Origin of the sequence: Rhodoligotrophos sp. CJ14, assembly GCF_038811545.1 — a bacterium.
Taxonomy (GTDB): Bacteria; Pseudomonadota; Alphaproteobacteria; order Rhizobiales; family Im1; genus Rhodoligotrophos; species Rhodoligotrophos ferricapiens.
The window spans coordinates 1,283,660-1,301,637 of record NZ_CP133319.1 but is presented as its reverse complement, the minus strand read 5'-3'; the positions used below and the strand labels follow the sequence as shown (position 1 = coordinate 1,301,637).

General features: G+C 63.0%; 14 protein-coding genes. 6 read left to right on the top strand and 8 right to left on the bottom strand.

Annotated elements, in window-relative coordinates:
• Window positions 1-179: 179 nt before the first annotated feature.
• From RCF49_RS05975 to RCF49_RS05955, 5 genes are read left to right on the top strand one after another with little or no spacing between them, the layout of a single operon-like run.
• The gene (locus tag RCF49_RS05975; protein ID WP_342643124.1) at window positions 180-1,043 is read left to right on the top strand and encodes a branched-chain amino acid ABC transporter permease; all 864 of its coding nucleotides are present in this window, start codon (window positions 180-182) and stop codon (window positions 1,041-1,043) included.
• On the top strand, window positions 1,040-2,056 hold the full coding sequence (locus tag RCF49_RS05970; protein ID WP_342643123.1) for a branched-chain amino acid ABC transporter permease: 1,017 nt from the start codon (window positions 1,040-1,042) through the stop codon (window positions 2,054-2,056). Before RCF49_RS05975 ends, RCF49_RS05970 begins: the two co-directional genes overlap by 4 nt.
• Window positions 2,044-2,799: an ABC transporter ATP-binding protein gene (locus RCF49_RS05965; protein ID WP_342643122.1), complete on the top strand. Its 756-nt coding sequence runs from the start codon at window positions 2,044-2,046 to the stop codon at window positions 2,797-2,799. Before RCF49_RS05970 ends, RCF49_RS05965 begins: the two co-directional genes overlap by 13 nt.
• A 1-nt stretch (window position 2,800) precedes the next feature.
• Complete coding sequence (locus tag RCF49_RS05960; RefSeq protein ID WP_342643121.1) at window positions 2,801-3,556, top strand: ABC transporter ATP-binding protein; 756 nt, start codon at window positions 2,801-2,803, stop codon at window positions 3,554-3,556.
• Window positions 3,557-3,572: 16 nt separating this feature from the next.
• Window positions 3,573-4,673, top strand: a complete 1,101-nt coding sequence (locus RCF49_RS05955; RefSeq protein ID WP_342643120.1) for a mandelate racemase/muconate lactonizing enzyme family protein — start codon at window positions 3,573-3,575, stop codon at window positions 4,671-4,673.
• Between the two features lie 36 nt (window positions 4,674-4,709).
• Here the strand turns inward: RCF49_RS05955 and RCF49_RS05950 are convergent, their stop codons facing one another.
• The 7 genes from RCF49_RS05950 to RCF49_RS05920 all read right to left on the bottom strand — a co-directional run bounded on the left by RCF49_RS05950 (window position 4,710) and on the right by RCF49_RS05920 (window position 12,693).
• Window positions 4,710-5,387 (bottom strand): RraA family protein, encoded by a 678-nt coding sequence (locus tag RCF49_RS05950; RefSeq protein ID WP_342643119.1) that lies wholly within the window; start codon window positions 5,385-5,387, stop codon window positions 4,710-4,712.
• A gap of 58 nt (window positions 5,388-5,445) precedes the next feature.
• The gene (locus RCF49_RS05945; RefSeq protein WP_342643118.1) at window positions 5,446-6,417 is read right to left on the bottom strand and encodes a quinone oxidoreductase family protein; all 972 of its coding nucleotides are present in this window, start codon (window positions 6,415-6,417) and stop codon (window positions 5,446-5,448) included.
• Window positions 6,414-8,114, bottom strand: a complete 1,701-nt coding sequence (locus RCF49_RS05940) for a thiamine pyrophosphate-binding protein (RefSeq protein ID WP_342643117.1) — start codon at window positions 8,112-8,114, stop codon at window positions 6,414-6,416. Before RCF49_RS05940 ends, RCF49_RS05945 begins: the two co-directional genes overlap by 4 nt.
• 134 nt (window positions 8,115-8,248) lie before the next feature.
• On the bottom strand, window positions 8,249-9,145 hold the full coding sequence (locus RCF49_RS05935) for an IclR family transcriptional regulator (protein ID WP_342643116.1): 897 nt from the start codon (window positions 9,143-9,145) through the stop codon (window positions 8,249-8,251).
• Window positions 9,146-9,589: 444 nt separating this feature from the next.
• Window positions 9,590-10,945, bottom strand: a complete 1,356-nt coding sequence (locus RCF49_RS05930) for a malonyl-CoA decarboxylase (protein WP_342643115.1) — start codon at window positions 10,943-10,945, stop codon at window positions 9,590-9,592.
• A gap of 297 nt (window positions 10,946-11,242) precedes the next feature.
• Complete coding sequence (locus tag RCF49_RS05925) at window positions 11,243-11,779, bottom strand: HdeD family acid-resistance protein (RefSeq protein ID WP_342643114.1); 537 nt, start codon at window positions 11,777-11,779, stop codon at window positions 11,243-11,245.
• A 65-nt stretch (window positions 11,780-11,844) separates the two neighbouring features.
• Window positions 11,845-12,693 (bottom strand): EamA family transporter, encoded by an 849-nt coding sequence (locus RCF49_RS05920; RefSeq protein ID WP_342643113.1) that lies wholly within the window; start codon window positions 12,691-12,693, stop codon window positions 11,845-11,847.
• Window positions 12,694-12,852: 159 nt separating this feature from the next.
• Here RCF49_RS05920 and RCF49_RS05915 point away from each other — a divergent pair, with 159 nt between their 5' ends.
• Window positions 12,853-15,294 carry a heavy metal translocating P-type ATPase gene (locus tag RCF49_RS05915; protein ID WP_342643112.1) on the top strand — a complete coding sequence of 814 codons (2,442 nt, stop codon included), beginning with the start codon at window positions 12,853-12,855 and terminating at the stop codon, window positions 15,292-15,294.
• Between the two features lie 195 nt (window positions 15,295-15,489).
• Here RCF49_RS05915 and RCF49_RS05910 read toward each other — a convergent pair whose 3' ends face one another.
• Entirely contained in the window at window positions 15,490-17,772 is a 2,283-nt protein-coding gene (locus RCF49_RS05910) for an NADP-dependent malic enzyme (RefSeq protein ID WP_342643111.1), read from the bottom strand.
• Between the last annotated feature and the right edge of the window lie 206 nt (window positions 17,773-17,978).

Here is a 17,978-nt window from a genome sequence, read left to right as displayed (position 1 = left end):
CAGTGGGGCCGCTCGTTGATGGCCAAGCAAGGGTGCCGCCCTGCTGCTTTCCAGGGAATTGCGGAGCAAGGCGCCATTCAACCGGTCCGCAAATCCGTTCCAAGTTGTTGTTTGATCGCATTTTCTCTCGCGCGAACCGGTATCCACTTCGCTCGAAAATGCTGTAGGGGAAGGTGGACATGATCCTGTCCGTGATCGTGACCGGCCTGGCAATCGGTGCACTTTATGCCGCCACCGCGCTGGCATTCAACGTGATGTTCTCAACCTCCAAGGTGCTGAGCGTCGCCACCGGGCATCTCTGCATGCTCGGTGGGGTGTTCGGGGCCTGGTTCATCCAGTCGCTGGGCTGGCCCATTCTGCTGGGCCTGGTCGGTGCACTGGCGATTGGCGCGCTGGCGGGCCTCATCATGGAAATTGTGGCCATTCGCCGGGTGCTCAATCGGTCCGACGAGCATTTGTGGCTACTCAGCACGCTGGCGCTGGCGACGATCACTCAGCAGTCCGTCGCGCTGTGGTGGGGCACGGAGCCAAAGCCGTTTCCGCGGGTCATTCCGCAGGATTTCGGCGCCGGGATTGCGGACCAAAAATATTGGCTACCGATCATCGCCGTCTTGGTGATCGCGGTGGGGCTGGAGCTCTTCTATCGCAACACGATGTACGGCAAGGTGTTCATCGCGGTCTCGGAGGATCCGTTTGCGGCGCGCGCCAGAGGTGTTGCCACCAATCGAATCCGTGCCGCCTCCTATATTATCGCCGGTGTGATCGGGGCGCTCGCGGGGTTTGCCGCCGGACAGCTCACTTTCGCCTACTTCGCGTTGGGGCATGTGCTCACACTGATGGGCTTCATCGCCGTCGCCGTCGGCGGGTTGGGCTCCAATATTGGCGCGATCATCGGCGGCCTTCTGCTCGGCGTCATCAGCGCGCTCGTCACCTACCTGTTCGGGGGCGAGTATCAGAACACCATGGCGATCGGCCTGCTGATCATCATTCTCATCGTCAAGCCCGAAGGCCTGTTCGGCGCGAAGAAGGTTCGCCACGTATGACGACGTCATTCAGCAAAATGACGGGAATTGGGCTCATGGTCCTGGCGGCGATCCTGCTGCCCTTCCTGACCGACAACATCTATTACATCCGTATCGCGACACTGATCGGCATCTACTGGGTTCTGGTGGCGGGTCTTAATCTCGTCATCGGCTATTGCGGGCAGATCTCGATCGGCCATGTGGGCCTGCTTGCCATGGGCGCCTATTGTTTCGCGATCCTCGCGGGCAAACTGGGGATTGATCCGTGGCTGTCGATGCTGGCGGCCGGTGCCGTCGGCGGCGCCTGCGGCATGGCGCTCGGCCTGCCGTCGCTGCGGCTGCCCGGCTTCTATTTCGCGATGACGACGCTCGCCTTCGCGATGATCGTCACCGAGCTCTCGATCGCGTGGGAATGGCTGACGGGGGGCGGTGTCGGCATGATGGCCCCGGCGTTTCCGGGACAGCTGGGCACACCTTCCGGTTTCTATTGGATGGTGCTGGCCATCGGCGTCATCGTGAGCTGGCTCGTGTGGAACCTCACACGGTCGTCCTGGGGGCGAGCGATGATCTCGGTGCGTGACAGCGAGGTGGCGGCGGCATCGGTCGGTGTGCCGATATACCGGCTGAAGCTCTATGTGTTTACCTTCAGCGGTGTATTGGCAGGGATTGCCGGGGCGCTGTTCGCCTCGTACCAGTCCTATATCACGCCCGAGACATTCGTCTTCGAACTCAGCATGTTCTTTTTCGTCTGCATCGTGGTGGGCGGGCGCGGGAGCTTGATCGGGCCGTTCATCGGCACCGTGGTGCTGGCGGCTCTGCCGGAGGTGGTCGCCCCGCTCGCCCATCTCGGCAATTTCTTCTACGGCGTGCTGCTGCTTCTCGTCGTGCTTCTCGTGCCCGAGGGGTTCGGCAATCTCTTCCAGATCATCAGAGACCGCATCCGGCCACTGGCGCGGGACCGGGAGGGGATACGCCCTGATCTTGGGCGGCTCAGCACGACGTTGCAGCAGGAGGCCCCTAAATGGCGCTCCTGACCGCAAGCAATGTCAGCAAGGCTTTCGGCGGCCTCAAGGCGCTGTCGAATGTCAGCATCGAGGTGCGTCCAGGCGAAATCCACGGGCTCATCGGTCCGAATGGCAGTGGCAAGACCACGCTGCTCAACATGCTGTGCGGCTATTACCGGGCCGATAGCGGCAGGATCGCGCTGGGAGATACGGACCTGACGGCCAGCGACGTCCAGACGCGCGCGCGGCTCGGGGTGTCGAGAACGTTCCAGAAGCCGCGCCTCCTCGAAGCGCTGACCGTGCTCGAAAACGCCATGCTGGGGGGCTGGACCGATTACGGCGCCAATCTCCTGGAGGCCACCTTCTCCCTACCTCGCTCGCGACGCCATGACAGCGCCATTCAAGAGCTTGCGAGAGAGCTACTCGAAGGGGTAGGGCTCGGGCATGCGATCGACCGGCGCGCAAATCTCCTCGAGCATGGGGAGCAGCGCTTTCTGGAAGTCGCGCGGGCGCTGGTCATGCAGCCGCGTTTCGTTCTTCTGGATGAACCGGCGGGCGGGCTTACGGATCACGAGATCGATGCGCTCGAGAAGATCGTTCTGACTTTGCGCAATGCGGGCATTGGCGTGCTCATCGTGGAGCACCATACGGATTTCGTCTTCCGCATCTCCGATCGCGTGACCGTTCTCAATCTGGGGCAGCTGCTGAAGCAGGGCGATCCGCATACGATCCAGAATGATCCTGAAGTGATCAGCGTCTATCTGGGGGCATGACATGAGTGCAACGACGCATAAGCCGCGCCGCGAGGCACCGGTCCTGCTGAAGGTCGATGATCTGCACGTGGCCTATGGCAAGGCCGAAGTCGTGCATGGGGTGAGCTTCGAGGTGCGCGAAGGCGAATTTGCAGTGATGCTCGGCCGGAATGGCGCGGGCAAGAGCACCAGCCTGCATGCCATCTGCGGGCTCATCCCGAAGCGTTCGGGCCGGGTGAGTTTCGGCGGGCAGGACATCAGCAGCACGGATCCGCGCAGCATCGTCAATTCGGGCATTGTGAATGTGCTCGAGGGGCACCGGATCTTCACCACGCTGACGATCGAGGACAACCTGCTGCTCGGAACCTATGCCAAGAACAGCCGCGGTGATCGCTCGAAGCTCGACCGGATCTATTCGATCTTCCCGGAAATGGCCGAGCGCCGGCACCAACTCGCCTCACGGCTCAGTGGTGGGCAGCAGCAGATCCTGGCCGTTGCGCAAGGGATGATCGGCGAGCCGCGGCTGCTGATCCTGGATGAGCCCTCGGCGGGGCTCGCGCCTCTGGTGATCGACCGCATCCTTCAGATCGCGGCTGATCTGGCGCGTGGTGGAACCGCGATCCTGCTGGTCGAGCAGCTGGTGGAGAAAGCATTGCGGCACGCGGATTATGCGTTTCTTATGGCCAATGGAAAGATTGCCGCGTCGGCAACTCCGGAGGAGCTGCATTCCAGCGATCTCATCCAGCGGATCCTGGTTGGAAGCCACGAGGCCAACTAAGAACGGGAGAGACCGGATGCGGATAGTTTCCATCGATTGCATCACCGTGGCGCTGCCCTATCGCCATGATGGGCCGCTGACCGGGTTTGGCGGCGCAGATTGGCCAAATCTTCCCTTTCTCCTGGTCAGGGTCGAGACGGAAGACGGGCTCGTGGGCTGGGGGGAAGCTTTCGGGTTCAATGTAATCCCGGCGACCATCGAAGTGCTGCGCAGGCTGGTGACACCCCTGGCGCTCCAGTGCGATGCGCGTGATGTCACCGGCACGATGGAGCATCTCAAGAAGACGCTCCATATCTATGGCCGCGGCGGGCCGACGCAGTTCGCGCTGGCGGGCCTGGACATCGCGCTCTGGGATCTCGCCGGCAAGCGCGCCGGGGTTTCGGTCGCGGAACTGCTCGGCGGCATCGGACGGCGCAAGCTCGACGCCTATACGAGCCTCATGAAGCTCAACGAGCCGGCGATCGTGGCGGGTGCCTGCGAGAAGGCGCTGTCGCGCGGGTTCCGAGCGGTCAAGCTGCATGAGCGCACGCTGCCGGCCATTGCGGCGGCGCGCGAGGCTTTGGGGCCGGATGTGCCGCTGATGGTCGATGTCAATTGTGCCTGGACCTTGCGAGAGGCGGAGGAAATTGCGCGGCCGCTGGTCGATCTCAATCTCCTGTGGCTCGAGGAGCCGATCTGGCCGCCGGAGGATCTCACATCGATGCAGCTTCTGCGCGAGCGGTTTCCGATACCGCTTGCAGCGGGCGAGAATATCATCAATGCCTGGGCATTCGAGCCGTTCGCGCAGAGGCGCTGTCTCGATTACCTGCAACCGAGCGTCACGAAGATCGGCGGTATCACCGAGTTCATGAAGGTGGTGCGGGCCGGCGAGACGTGCGGCGTCCGTGTTGCTCCGCATTCGCCCTATTTCGGGCCGGGGCTGCTTGCCACCTTACAGATCGCCGCGCATTCGCCGCTGATTGACCGGATCGAATGCTTCGGCGTTCAGCTCGATGCCTCGCTCTATGGGGCCGGTGGTCTGCCCGATGCGAACGGGCAATTCCATATTGGTGACGGGCCGGGGCTTGGCCATGATTCCGACCCCGAGGTGATCGAGCGGTTCCGGATCGAGCTTTAACGGGGCTGCTAAACAGCCCCGTCCGCCTGTGGGTATTCAGAGCTTTGGAAATTTCGACAGGGCGGTCGTGAAATCGAGACCCTTGTTGATTTCCTCGATGGCGCGGCGGTCATCCTGATCAAGCTTTTCGGCGCGCGCGGCGATCTCCTCGGCCTTAGCGAGGGGGACGCAGACGATACCGGTGCTGTCGGCGACAATGATATCGCCAGCCGAGACGCGCACGCCGTCGATCTTCACCACGCCACCGGTCGCGATGACCTTCACCCGGGTCTTGCCGGAGAGGGGCACCACGTGCCGGCTGAACACGGGAAAGCCGAATTCGTTGATCTCGTCGGCATCGCGCACGCCGCCATCAACGATAAGGCCACCCACGCCCTTGTTGCGGGCCGCGAGAGAGGCGATACCGCCCCAGGTCGAGACCTGCTGGCCGGCATTATCGATCACCACAACATCGCCCGAGCGGGCCGTGTCGATCACAGCGCCCAAGCCGAATTCCGCGGCCGAGAAGGTACCGCGCACGCCGCTGATTTCCTTCACCGTATAGGCCGGCCCGACAATGCGGGTGCCGAAGACGACGGGCTTCAAATTGAGGATGATGCCGTCGATGCCGAGATCATCGAGCACATTGCCCACGGTGCTGGAGGCCAAGGTTCGGAAACGGTCGACCAGCTCGGCCGGCGGCCTCTGATAATCGGTGTTCATATCGATGGCCATTTTTACGGGCTCCTTCTCGATCATTCCGGTGGCGCGATGGTTGCCTGTGATCGGATGCTCACGGCGTGAGGATGGTGCTGCCGATGGTCTTGCGGGCCTCGATCGCCCGATGAACTTCCGCAGCATCGCGCAAGGCAAAGCGCTGGCCAATGGTGGCGCGCAGCATGCCGCTCGAGATCGCCTCGAAGAGATCGGCCGAGACAGTTTCGAGCTGTTCGCGCGTCGCGATGAAGTCCGAAAGCATCGGGCGCGTCAGAACGAGCGAGCCCTTGCGGGCAAGCAGGTTGATCTCGATCGGAGGGATCGTCCCGGAGGATTGCCCGAACACCACCATCATGCCGAGGGGCTGCAGGCAATCGAGCGATTTCATGAAAGTGTCGCGCCCCACGGAATCATAGACCACTGGCACCTTGCGGCCGTCAGTGATCTCAAGGACGCGGGCGTGAAAGTCCTCGTTGGTCGTCACGATCGGATGGGCGCAGCCGGCGGCTCTGGCGAGTTCAGCCTTGGCCTTGGTCGAGACGGTGCCGATCACCTCGGCGCCGAGGGCAGATGCCCATTGGCAAAGGAGGAGGCCGACGCCGCCCGCCGCCGCGTGGACGAGCACTCTATCGCCCGAACGGATCGGATAGACCGATTTCACGAGATAGCGTGCCGTCATGCCCTGCAGGGTGATGGCGGCGGCGGTCTCGTCATCGATTGTCTCGGGCAGGTGCACGAGATGGGCTGCATCGATGAGGCGCGCCTCGGCGTAGCTGCCCATGATGGAGGCATAGGAAACCCGGTCGCCGGGTTTGAAGCCGCTCACGCCTTCCCCCACTTCCTCGATCACGCCGGCCCCCTCGCGCCCCAGGATGAGCGGCAATGAGGCGGGGTAGAGGCCGGTGCGATAGTAGACGTCGATGAAATTGACGCCGATCGCGGTGTGGCGCAGGCGCACCTGGCCAGGACCGGGATGGCCGGGATCGACCTTCTCCCAGCGCATGACCTCGGGCCCGCCTGTCTCGTGAATGCGGATCGCGTGGGTCATTGGCGCGCCGCCTCAAGACGTGCCTTGGCCTTCTGACGCAGGGAGGTGATGGTCTCGGTCGGGGAAATCAGCTCCGGCTCGATGACGAGCTCTATGATGGCGGAGCGCCCGCTGGCGCGGGCCCGCTCGAATGCCGGAGCAAATTCCTCCGTGCTCGTCACCCGCTCGCCATGGGCGCCGAAGGCCTTGGCCAGAGTGACAAAGTCTGGATTGACGAGATCCGTGCCGCAGGTGCGTTCAGGATAATCGCGCTCCTGATGCATGCGGATCGTGCCATAGATCGCGTTGTTCAAGAGGATGACGATGATCGGCGCCTGCTGCATGAGGGCGGTTGCCAGCTCGTTGGCGGTCATCATGAAGTCGCCATCGCCGGCAAAGCAGACGACTTGCCGCTCGGGATGGGTGATCTTGGCGGCCACCGCGGCGGGAAGGCCATAGCCCATGGAACCCGAACGCGGGGCCAGCATGGTGCCGTAGCCGCGATAGCGATGGAAGCGGTTGGGCCAGATCGCAAAATTGCCAGCGCCGTTGGTGATTATCGCATCTTGCGGCAAGGCCTCGCGCAGCCAGGTCATGATCTCGCCCATCTGGATCTTGCCATGGACGGGTGCAGGGGTTGTCCAATCGAGATAGGCCTGACGAAGGGCTGGAAGCGCGCTTGCCCAGGGGCGGTTCTCCGGAACGGGGAGGGCCGCAAGCGATGTCGCAACGCACCGCGGGGTTGCGCATATGGCGAGGGTGGGCTGGTAGAGGCTGCCAAGCTCCTCGGGATCGGGATGGATATGGACCAGGTCCTGTTTCGGTGCGGGGATCTCCAGGAGAGAATAGCTGTTGGAGGAAACCTCGCCCAAGCGTGCCCCAAGCAGCACGACCAGATCGGATTCACGAACCACCTTCGCCAAAGCGGGATTGGCGCCAAGCCCGAGATTGCCGATATAGGCGGGGCTGTTGTTGTCGACATAGTCCTGGCAACGGAAGCTTGCGATGACCGGTATCTCCCAGCGCTCGGCAAACTGGCGGAGATCGGAGGCGCCCTTTGCGCTCCAGCCACCACCGCCGATGATCAGCACAGGACGGGCGCTTTGCTCAAGGCGCGCTGCAAACTCAGCCAGAGCAGCCTGCGAGGGCGTGGTCTCGACAGGCTTCCAGGGGCGGGACGGGGATGGTGTGACCTCGTCCAGAAGCATATCCTCGTAAAGCGATAAAACCACGGGCCCCGGCCGACCAGACGTGGCGGTATAGAATGCCCGGCTGACCAGTTCGGGAATACGCCGGCCATCATCGATCTGCTTTACGAATTTGGTGATCGGCCGAAACATGGTCTCGAAGTCGATCTCCTGGAAGGAGTTGCGCTCGGTCGCTCCGCGTTCGATATCGCCGATGAACAGGATGACGGGGGAGGAGTCCTGGTGGGCGATGTGGATGCCGGCGGAGGCATTCGTCGCGCCAGGGCCACGGGTGGCAAAGGCGATGCCCGGCCTGCCGGTCAAGCGGCTATAGGCATCTGCCATCATGACGGCGCCGCCTTCGTGACGGCAGGTCACAACCTTGATTTCAGGCGCATCGTATAAGGCGTCGAGCACGGCCAGGTAGCTCTCGCCGGGCACGCAGAAAACCCGATCGACGCCATGCAACTGCAGCTCACGAACGAGAAGCTGCGCTGCCGTGATCTTGGCGGGATGGCGGTCAGATGTCATTGGTCTTCCTTTCTTGGCGGGAGCCCTGCCAATCAGCCGGCTGTCACCGCGCGCGTGAAATGATCTGCCTCTCCGGCTCGGCCGTCAGGTAAGCAAGCCGGACTTGGGGCTGTGCGGTTCGGGTGTGGCTTCGGTCATCGCCCGCAAAGCGTGTCGATCAGGCTGAGGGATCCGATCTGCATGGGGATCAGCCGGGTGAGGTTTTTCAGCTTGGTGCTGCTTTGTGCGATCCACTCGGGCGTAAAATCACGGGTGTGACCGGTCAGGGCAATGCAGCCGACCGTGTTGCCGGCGACGGAGCAAAAGTTGCAGGCCATGGCGGAGAGGCCGAGATAATATTCATCCCGCACAAGCACGTAGCCGCGCGCCGCCGATTCCTGGAGGTCGGCATCGAGCGCCTCCCAGGTGCGGATGGTGTGCTCGGTATAGGCTTTGAACGGCTCGGCGCCCACGAGCTCGCGACGCTGGGCCGGCGACAGGCTCAGGAGCAACGCCTTGCCGGGCCCCGAGCCATGCAGCGGGCCGGCGAGCCAGGCATTGTAATAGGGGTTCAAGGTGCCGGGGCTGGTCGCGACCTGCGCCACGAGACGTTCCGTGCCGAGATAGATGACCAGCACGGCGGTTGCGCCAACCTCCGTGGAGAAGCCGTAGAGCATGGGCGCGCTTTCGCGGCGAAGCTGCTCGAGCGGATGGAGGAGGGGAAGAGGCCGCAAGGCTTTGGGCGAACACACATATTTGCGGCCCTGACCGATACGGATCACCTGGCGGAGGTCTTCGAGGCTCCGCAGCAGCCGCAGGGTGGTGCTGTGGTCGAGATCAACCGAATCGCCGATTTCGGCCAGGGTCATCGGCTGACGCGCCTGAAGAAGCAGATCCATGATGGCCAGGCCGCGGGCGAGCGTGCCGGCGGCAGCGCTGCCTGAGGCTGCCTCGGAAGCAGGAGCCTTTCGTGCAGAGGTGCGCGGCATCAGATCACCCGTGCCGCATCGGCGAATGGCAGAGGCTGCGACCAGACCAGTGCGGGCGTCCATCGAACGAGCCCAGCATCGGGTAAATTCTGCGATTGCCGGCACGTTGCGGCGCGAGCTTGCTGTCGGCGAATACAGCGACCTCGGCGCAGGTCGAAGTTCATGTGTCCTCCCAATTCCCTCGCAGCTCCGGCTCCTAACGGAGATGCCGGATTACAAGCGTTTTTGGCAGAGATTGCAATGCGAATTACGCTAAATGATATAATTCTTTCTCTGTGTGGGCGCGGGGCTTGAGGTAAATAAAATAGCCGCGGAGCGTGAGAGGCCTTTGGGTTGGGGGCGAGCGCGACCGCACGAGCTACGCACGCACCGCACCGGGCAATCCGTTCAAGACGTGACGCAAGGACAGCCCGGGCGGGGCCTATGCCACGCCCGGTCGAGCCTCTGTTGAAGCTTCAGGTGTTATGCGGTCGGTCCACCTGATGGGATCTGGACAAGCAGGCGAGCTCAGCTCGCCGGCACGGGCAGCCGCTTCGACCGCGGGGTCTTGGCCAGCTTCATCACGGTGGGGGACGCAACCACCTTGCCGTGTTCCGCATAGGCTTCGTGATTCTTCTCGATGTCCTTGAGGTCATAGAGATAGTTCACCATCAGGCCGGCCGCCTGAGCGATACCGCGCGGCGAGAGGTCGCCGGGCCAGTTGATGCGCTCAAGCCTTGCGCCATTGCCGAGATGGAACCGCGCGACCGGATCGAGCGGCTGGCCATTGGCGCGCTTCTCCCGCAGGAAATAATGGGCCGCCAGTTCGCAGAGCAGGGGCTTGAGCAGCTTCATCCATTCGGGATTGTTCTGCCAATCCTCCTGATCGAGAACGCTCAGGGTCGAGATCTCGGAAGGGGTGAGGATCTGCGAGTCCTCGCGGTGACGCTCGCCGTCAAGCCAGGCGCGGAAGCCGGGAACCGGAGAGAGGGTCACGAAGGTCTTGAGCGATGGGATCTCGCGAGCGAGATCGGTGACCACCTGCTTGATCAGGAAATTGCCGAAGGAGATGCCGGCAAGGCCCTTCTGGCAGTTGGAGATCGAATAAAAGACAGCGGTGTTCGGATCTTCGGCGCTGATGGCGGCCTCGGCGGTGATCAGGCCATCGATCGAGCCCGGGATGTCGCGCACCAGGGCGACCTCGACGAAGATCAGGGGGTCATCGACGAGGGACGGGTGGAAAAAGGCATAGCAGCGGCGATCGCGCGGATCGAGCCGGCGCTTCAGGTCATCCCAGCCATTGATCTCGTGGACCGCCTCGTACTGGATGATCTTTTCCAGGATATCGGCCGGGGTCGACCAGTCTATCCGGCGCAGCACGAGGAAGCCGCGGTTGAACCAGGAGCCGAACAGGTGGACGATGTCATCATCGACGGGGCGCAACTCGGGGTGCGCCTTCAGAAGCCGCAGAAGGTCCTCGCGCATGCGCACGATGGCCTGGGTGCCGCCGGGCGCGAAATTGAGCCTGCGGAAGAACTCCTGGCGGGGCGATTCCAGTGCCCTGTTCAGGGCCCGCATCGTGCTGGAGGAGGGCGAGTTCGAGTAGGCCGCCGCGGCCGCAAGCACCGCGTCGGTATCGGGCATGAACTCGCTGCTCAGCATGGTGAAAAAGGCGAGCTTGCCGGCATCGTCCAGCCGCTCGTAAGCCATGACGATCCGCTGGGCGAGGATGGCGCCGGACGATTCACCGCGCCTTGACAAGAGCTGGCGGCCGAGCTCCAGCGCATCGCCATGTGCCCCGTTTCCGCCGAGCGTCAGGGTGGTCAGGGCACGACTGCGGTCAACGATACTGTCCAGCAGTTCGCGGAAGAAAGACACATTCATCAGATCAGTCCTGGCCATCGAGAATGAACGGAGCGCCGTCCGGGACGGGCCCCATTGTAAACCAAAGCCATCATATTTCGTGCCTGCTCCGAAAAGGGCTGATTGCCGCTCCTCCCTTCGCAGACAGTTATGACAACACGCGAACGCTGTGTGATTCGCTCGCGAATGCTCTGGGTCTTTGCTTTGGTCGCATTTTCTTCACGCGAACCGCTTCCCGCTTCGCTCGAAAATGCCGGGTCTTTGCTTTGGTCGCATTTTCTTCACGCGAACCGCTTCCCGCTTCGCTCGAAAATGCTCCTAGCGCGGCCCGAAGGCGGAGGTGCCCATAGCGAGGAAGGTCGCGCCAGCGAAGGCGAGATTGATGCCCAGCAGCGTGCCGACCGCCCATGTGGCAGAGCCCGGCAATCCACTCCAGATCAAGACACCGAGAAGGATCGAGACAATCCCGCCAATGATCGCCCAGACCGCGCCGGAATGAGGACGGGCCTTAACGCCCATGATGATGCGAAAGACGCCGTCGACGATGAAGAAGGCCGCCAGCGCGATGGTGAAGGCGACCATTCCGCCGAGCGGATCGAAAATGAAGTAAAGGCCGGCGATGACATAGAGGGCGCCGACCAGAATCTCCCAAATCAGCCCGCCCCAGCTACGCTCGCTGAAAGCATGGACGAGAACGGCTATCCCACCGACGAGCATGGCGATGCCCACCAGCACTTGCGCCGTCAGGGTGAAGACAATCGGAAAGATGATGGCGAGGAAGCCGATCACCAGAAGGGCAATGCCCAGGGCTACGAACCATCTGCGATTGGTCGTTATGCTGTTTGTGTCGGCCATGTCAGCTCCCGGTCCGTGTTTGCACGCAATGATAGCGTATCGGACAGCAGCGGCAAACAGAGGTTTCAGGCGAGGCGGAGGCTCACGGCACCCATGACGATCATGGCCGCCGAGATGATCCGCCAGGGTGTCAGCGGCTCCTTCAGGGCCATTACGGATAGGGCGAGCGCGAAGAAGATGCTGGTTTCGCGCAGGGCCGCGACCATGCCCAGAGGTGCGCGCGACATCGCCCAGATGGCGATCCAATAGGCCCCAAGCGACAGCGCGCCGGCGACCATGCCGGAGAGCCACACACCTCTCAAGTTAAGAACGGCCGCAGGGCCGCGAAAGGCAACCGCGATCGCAAGCATGGCAATCCCTTCGGTCGCGAGCAGCCAGAGTGTATAGCCGGAGGGACTGCCGGATACGCGGCCGCCAATCCCATCGATCACCGTGTAAGTCGCGATGAAGCTCGAGACGATAAGCGCTGCGGTGATGGCCGAGACATGAAGCGAGCCGCCAATTGCGCGGCCGCCTTTCAGCGCCATCAGCCAGACGCCACTCACGAGCACAAGAATGCCGAGCCAGGACATCACTGACAGATGCTCGGACAGGAGCAGGGCGCCAATAATGGCGACCGCAAGGGGCGCCGCGCCGCGCGCCAATGGATAGACCTGGCCGAGATCACCCAGGCTATAGGCCCTGACCAGCGAGAGATTATAACCGATGTGGCAGATCAGCGATGCGATCATATAGGGCCAGGCCGCACGATCGGGCAGGGGAAAGAAGGGCGCCAGCGCCAGCGAGAGGCCACCCATGCAGAGCCCCATCAAGGCCATGGACATGAACCGGTCCAAGCCGATCTTGATCATGGCGTTCCAGGCCGCGTGCATGAAGGCCGCGGAAATGATCGCGGCGAAGGTGATGCTGTCCATGGGAATAAGTCGCTCGCGCAACCCCAACGCAGCCAGACCATACAGCACTGGGCGGGCGAGTCCTTCCGCTATTTTAACAGAATGATGACAGTCTTGACCTTCCAGTGACTGGAAGGACTACATGAGGTGCGATCGCCGTTTTGAGCGTTAGGAGCTCCCATGACCGACCCGCATCATGATCGCGGATGCTGCAGCAGCAACAATGCCATAAAGCCGGCCACCGAAACCGCTCGCGACCCCGCTCATGGGCATGGGTGTTGCTGTGGTGCGCACGGCGATCACCATGGGGCAGCCCATGCCGTCCAAGCTGCCCGCGATCCGGTCTGCGGCATGTCCGTCGACCCGGTGACGGCGAAGCACAGCCATGAGCATGAGGGGGAGACTTATTATTTCTGCTCGGCGGGCTGCAAAGCCAAGTTCGCCGCCGATCCCGACCGTTACCTCGGGGAGCGGCCAGCCCCCGAGCCGATGCCTGAGGGCACGATCTATACATGCCCCATGCATCCCGAGATCGAGCAAGTGGGCCCCGGTACATGCCCGATCTGCGGCATGGCTCTGGAGCCCAAGGGTATTCCGGTTGACAGCGGCCCCAACCCCGAACTCGTCGACTTCACGCACAAGTTCTGGGTGAGCCTGCCTTTCGCCATTGCGCTTCTGATCATCGAGATGGGCAGCCATCTCGGCCTGCCGGTGCAGGATTGGCTCAGCGGCTTCGGGGCGGCGGTGCCCAATCTTCTGCAGCTCGTGCTGGCGAGCCCGGTGGTTCTATGGGCGGGCAGCAGTTTCTTTGTGCGCTGCTGGTCGTCGCTCAAGACGCGCAATCTCAACATGTGGACGCTGATCGGCATCGGCGTCGGCGCAGCCTATGCCTATAGCCTCGTCGCGACGCTCGCGCCGGGCATCTTCCCGCAGGGCTTCCGCGATCATCACGGCAATGTCGCGGTCTATTTCGAGGCCGCTGCGGTCATCACCCTATTGGTGCTGCTCGGGCAGATCCTCGAGCTCAAGGCCCGGGAGCGCACGTCCGGGGCCATTCGCGCGCTGCTTGATCTTGCGCCGCCGGTTGCGCGCCGCGTCCGGCCCGATGGTGGTGATGAAGAGGTGCCGGTTGCAGAGCTCAAGGTCGGCGATCGCATCCGGGTTCGGCCGGGCGACAAGATAGCAGTGGACGGCGTCGTCCTGGAGGGTGCATCCAGCGTGAACGAATCCATGCTGACCGGTGAAGCGATGCCGGTCGAGAAGGCGGCCGGTGATCCGGTGACCGGCGGTACGCTCAACGGGTCCGGCTCTTTCATCATGGAAGCCAAACGAATCGGTGCGGATACGGTGCTGGCGCGCATCGTCCAGCTCGTCGCGGACGCACAGAGGTCACGGGCGCCCATCCAGCGGCTTGCGGATGTGTTTGCGGGATGGTTCGTTCCGGCAGTCATGGCCGTTGCGGCGGTTGCGTTCATCGCCTGGGGGCTGATCGGGCCAGAGCCGCGGCTTGCCTATGCTCTCGTCGTCGCGGTTTCCGTTCTGATCATCGCCTGCCCCTGCGCACTCGGGCTTGCAACACCAATGGCAATCATGGTGGGCACGGGGCGGGGGGCGCAGCTCGGGGTGCTCGTCAAAAGCGCCGAGAGCCTCGAGCGGCTTGCCAATGTCGACACGCTGGTCGTGGACAAGACCGGCACGCTCACCGAGGGGCGGCCCAAGCTTACCGACGTAATCACGTTCAATGGCGCAGGCGAGCAGGATGTGCTGCGGCTTGCGGCATCGCTCGAAGCGGGCAGCGAGCATCCGCTGGCGGAGGCCATCCGGGAGGGCGCGCAAGCTCGCGGGATCACCCCCGGTGTGGTCGAGCAGTTCCAGGCGGTCAGCGGCAAGGGCGTGAAAGGGCGGATCGGGGGCGCCGAGATCAGCCTGGGCAATGAGCTCTTCATGCAGGATCAGACGGTTCGCGGGGAGCAGGCCGCGCAACAGGCCGCCGCATTGAGGGCGGAGGGCAAGACCGTCGTGCTGCTTGCACGCAATGGTCAGCTCGTTGGTGCTCTCGCGGTTGCGGACGCCATCAAGGCCAATGCGGCCGAGGCGGTTGCGGCGTTAAGAGATGGTGGCCTGCGGATCATCATGGTGACGGGCGATAATGAGACCACGGCTCAGGCAGTCGCTCGGACGCTCGGCATCGAGGAGGTGCGTGCGGGCGTTCTGCCGGAAGGCAAGGTCGCGGTGGTGAAAGAGCTGCAGGCGCAGGGCGCAAAGGTCGCGATGGCCGGCGATGGCATCAATGATGCGCCAGCCCTGAGTGCGGCGGATGTGGGCATCGCCATGGGCACGGGCTCGGATGTGGCGCTGGAGAGCGCCGGGGTCACCCTGGTTAAGGGTGATCTCAACGGCATCGTGCGTGCGCGCCGGCTTTCGGCTGCGGTTATGCGGTCGATCAAGGAGAACCTGTTTTTCGCCGCGATCTACAACGTGCTCGGCGTGCCGATCGCGGCGGGCGTGCTCTATCCGATCTTTGGCCTGCTCCTGTCGCCGATCGTCGCGGCGGCGGCCATGAGCCTGTCCTCGGTGTCGGTGATCGCCAATTCGCTGCGGCTAAGGCAGATGCGTCTTTGAAGCGCTTTCGCCTCTGCCAAAAGTCAAGTCAGGCAGGGAATATGGGGGGCAACATGACTCAAAAATCATGTTGCCGCTTTACATGAGGCCAGCGCCCTTTTGCACGGTCCGGCAACAGCTTGGAGCGATATGGTGAATCAAATGCTAAGAGCTTCGCTCCATGCTGCTGCTGCCGCAGAGGCTTGCCTTGGCTGATCACCCATTAAGGTCGTAGGCTGCGATCGCGGCCATGTTGACGAGATCATTGGCGGTTGCGTTGAGCGGCGCGATCTGCACCGATCGCTCAAGCCCCACCAGCATCGGGCCGACCAGCATCACGCCACCGAGCTGCTGCAGGAGCTTGGTTGCGATATTGGCAGAGTCGCCCGCGGGCATCACCAGCACATTCGCAGGTCCCGTCAGCCGGCAGAATGGATAGAGCGCCATGGCCTCGCGGCTGAGCGCCACGTCTGCCTGCATCTCGCCGTCATATTCGAAATCGACACCACGGCTATCGAGGACGCAGACTGCGTCGTGACTCTGCTGGGCCCGCTCATTCTGAAGATGGCCGAAGGTCGATTGGCTCAACAAGGCAACACGGGGCTCATAGCCGAAGCGCCGGGCAACGCTTGCGGCTTCCTCGGCAATGTCGGCAAGCTCCTCGGCGCTCGGATTGTCCTGGCCGGTCGTGTCGGCGACGAAGACGGTGCGGCCACGGCACAGCGCCATGGACACGCCGATGAGGCGCCGGTTGGGGCGCACGTCGATCGCATGCTGGATGTCATCCAGCGCCACGCCATAATGGCGGGTGATGCCGGTGACCATGGCGTCCGCATCACCGAGGGCGATCATGCAGGCGCCGAACACGTTGCGGTCATTGTTCACCAGGCGCTGGCAATCGCGCATCAGCAGGCCGCGCCGTTGCATGCGCCGGTAGATGTAGCTCGCATATTCCGCATTGCGGTCCGACAGGCGGGCATTGAGGATGCTCACGTTCTCGTTGAGCTCGATGCCGAGTGAGCGAACCGACTGCTCGATCAGATTCTCGCGTCCGACCAGGATCGCATGGCCAAGACCTGCATTGGCGAAGCTGTTGGCGGCGCGGATCATGCGCTCCTCCTCACCTTCGGCGAAGACCACGCGCTTTCCAGCCTGTCGAACCTGCTCGAAGATGCCCTGGAGAGAGCCAGCGATCGGATCAAGCCTCGCGGAGAGATCAGCGGAATAGGCGGCGAGGTCAACGATGTGCTTGCCGGCAACGCCGGATTCCATCGCAGCACGGGCAACGGCCGGTGGCACGGTCGAGATCAGGCGCGGGTCAAAGGGGGCAGGGATCAGGTAGTTCGGCCCATATTTAGGACGCTGGCCGTGATAGGCGGCCGCCACCTCATCGGGGACGTCCTCGCGGGCAAGCCTGGCAAGCGCATCGGCAGCCGCGATCTTCATCTCCTCATTGATGGTGCGGGCGCGCACATCGAGGGCACCGCGGAAGATGTAAGGAAAGCCCAGAACATTGTTGATCTGGTTCGGGTAATCCGAGCGGCCGGTCGCCATGATCGCGTCATCGCGCACCTCCGCCACCTCTTCCGGCGTGATCTCGGGATCGGGATTGGCCATGGCAAAGATGATCGGCTTGTCCGCCATGCTCGCCACCATCTTCTGGGTGAGCGCGCCCTGGACGGAGAGGCCGAAGAAGACGTCGGCGCCCACCATGGCATCGGCGAGGGTGCGGGCATCGGTATCGACGGCGTGGGCGGATTTCCACTGGTTCATGCCATCGGTGCGGCCCTTGTAGATCACGCCCTTGGAGTCACAGAGGATGGCGTTCTCAGAGGGCAGGCCCATGGCCTTGATCAGCTCGGCGCAGGCGATCGCGGCGGAACCGGCGCCATTGATGACGAGCTTGATGTCCTTGATGTCACGGCCGGTGAGGTGGAGGGCGTTGATCAAGCCCGCGGCGGCGATGATGGCCGTGCCGTGCTGATCGTCGTGGAAGACCGGGATGTTCATCAGCTCGCGCAGGCGTTGCTCGATGATGAAGCAATCGGGCGCCTTGATGTCCTCAAGATTGATGCCGCCGAAAGCAGGGCCGAGGTAGCGGACGCAGTTGATGAAGGCATCGACGTCCTTGGTGTCGACCTCAAGATCGATGGCGTCCACATCGGCGAACCGCTTGAACAGAACCGCCTTGCCTTCCATGACCGGCTTGGAGGCCAATGCACCGAGATCACCAAGCCCGAGAATGGCGGTACCATTGCTGATCACGGCCACCATGTTGCCCTTGGCGGTATAGTCGTAAGCCGTCTCCGGCTGCTCGGCGATGCGGCGCACGGGAAAGGCAACGCCCGGCGAATAGGCGAGACTGAGGTCGCGCTGAGTGGCCATCGGCTTGGTGGCGATGATCTCGAGCTTGCCGGGCTTGCCTCGCTGATGGAAGAGCAATGCCTCGGTTTCGGAAACCCTGGGCTGTCGTCCGCCCGTGCCCTGTTCGCCTGCCATGTTAGTCGCGCCCCTTCGCTCGATCCTCGTGGAGGGGCGAACCTAAACCCACGCATGCGCCGTCTCAAGGGCTTGCTTGCGAAATTTGAAGGCAGAAGCTTGTCGCGATGCCGCACCAATATCCCGCCGTTATGCACAGTCCGCCGCCCAGCGCGTGAAGACAAACCCCCCTTCGCTTGGTATTTTCGCCCGCCATGACACCGGCC

Excerpts from the sequence above, each read along its gene's own strand:
- RCF49_RS05975 (WP_342643124.1), top strand. The coding sequence starts at position 180 with ATGATCCTGTCCGTGATCGTGACCGGCCTGGCAATCGGTGCACTTTAT.
- RCF49_RS05970 (WP_342643123.1), top strand. The coding sequence starts at position 1,040 with ATGACGACGTCATTCAGCAAAATGACGGGAATTGGGCTCATGGTCCTG.
- RCF49_RS05965 (WP_342643122.1), top strand. The coding sequence starts at position 2,044 with ATGGCGCTCCTGACCGCAAGCAATGTCAGCAAGGCTTTCGGCGGCCTC.
- RCF49_RS05960 (WP_342643121.1), top strand. The coding sequence starts at position 2,801 with ATGAGTGCAACGACGCATAAGCCGCGCCGCGAGGCACCGGTCCTGCTG.
- RCF49_RS05955 (WP_342643120.1), top strand. The coding sequence starts at position 3,573 with ATGCGGATAGTTTCCATCGATTGCATCACCGTGGCGCTGCCCTATCGC.
- RCF49_RS05950 (WP_342643119.1), bottom strand. The coding sequence starts at position 5,387 with ATGGCCATCGATATGAACACCGATTATCAGAGGCCGCCGGCCGAGCTG.
- RCF49_RS05945 (WP_342643118.1), bottom strand. The coding sequence starts at position 6,417 with ATGACCCACGCGATCCGCATTCACGAGACAGGCGGGCCCGAGGTCATG.
- RCF49_RS05940 (WP_342643117.1), bottom strand. The coding sequence starts at position 8,114 with ATGACATCTGACCGCCATCCCGCCAAGATCACGGCAGCGCAGCTTCTC.
- RCF49_RS05935 (WP_342643116.1), bottom strand. The coding sequence starts at position 9,145 with ATGGACGCCCGCACTGGTCTGGTCGCAGCCTCTGCCATTCGCCGATGC.
- RCF49_RS05930 (WP_342643115.1), bottom strand. The coding sequence starts at position 10,945 with ATGAATGTGTCTTTCTTCCGCGAACTGCTGGACAGTATCGTTGACCGC.
- RCF49_RS05925 (WP_342643114.1), bottom strand. The coding sequence starts at position 11,779 with ATGGCCGACACAAACAGCATAACGACCAATCGCAGATGGTTCGTAGCC.
- RCF49_RS05920 (WP_342643113.1), bottom strand. The coding sequence starts at position 12,693 with ATGGACAGCATCACCTTCGCCGCGATCATTTCCGCGGCCTTCATGCAC.
- RCF49_RS05915 (WP_342643112.1), top strand. The coding sequence starts at position 12,853 with ATGACCGACCCGCATCATGATCGCGGATGCTGCAGCAGCAACAATGCC.
- RCF49_RS05910 (WP_342643111.1), bottom strand. The coding sequence starts at position 17,772 with ATGGCAGGCGAACAGGGCACGGGCGGACGACAGCCCAGGGTTTCCGAA.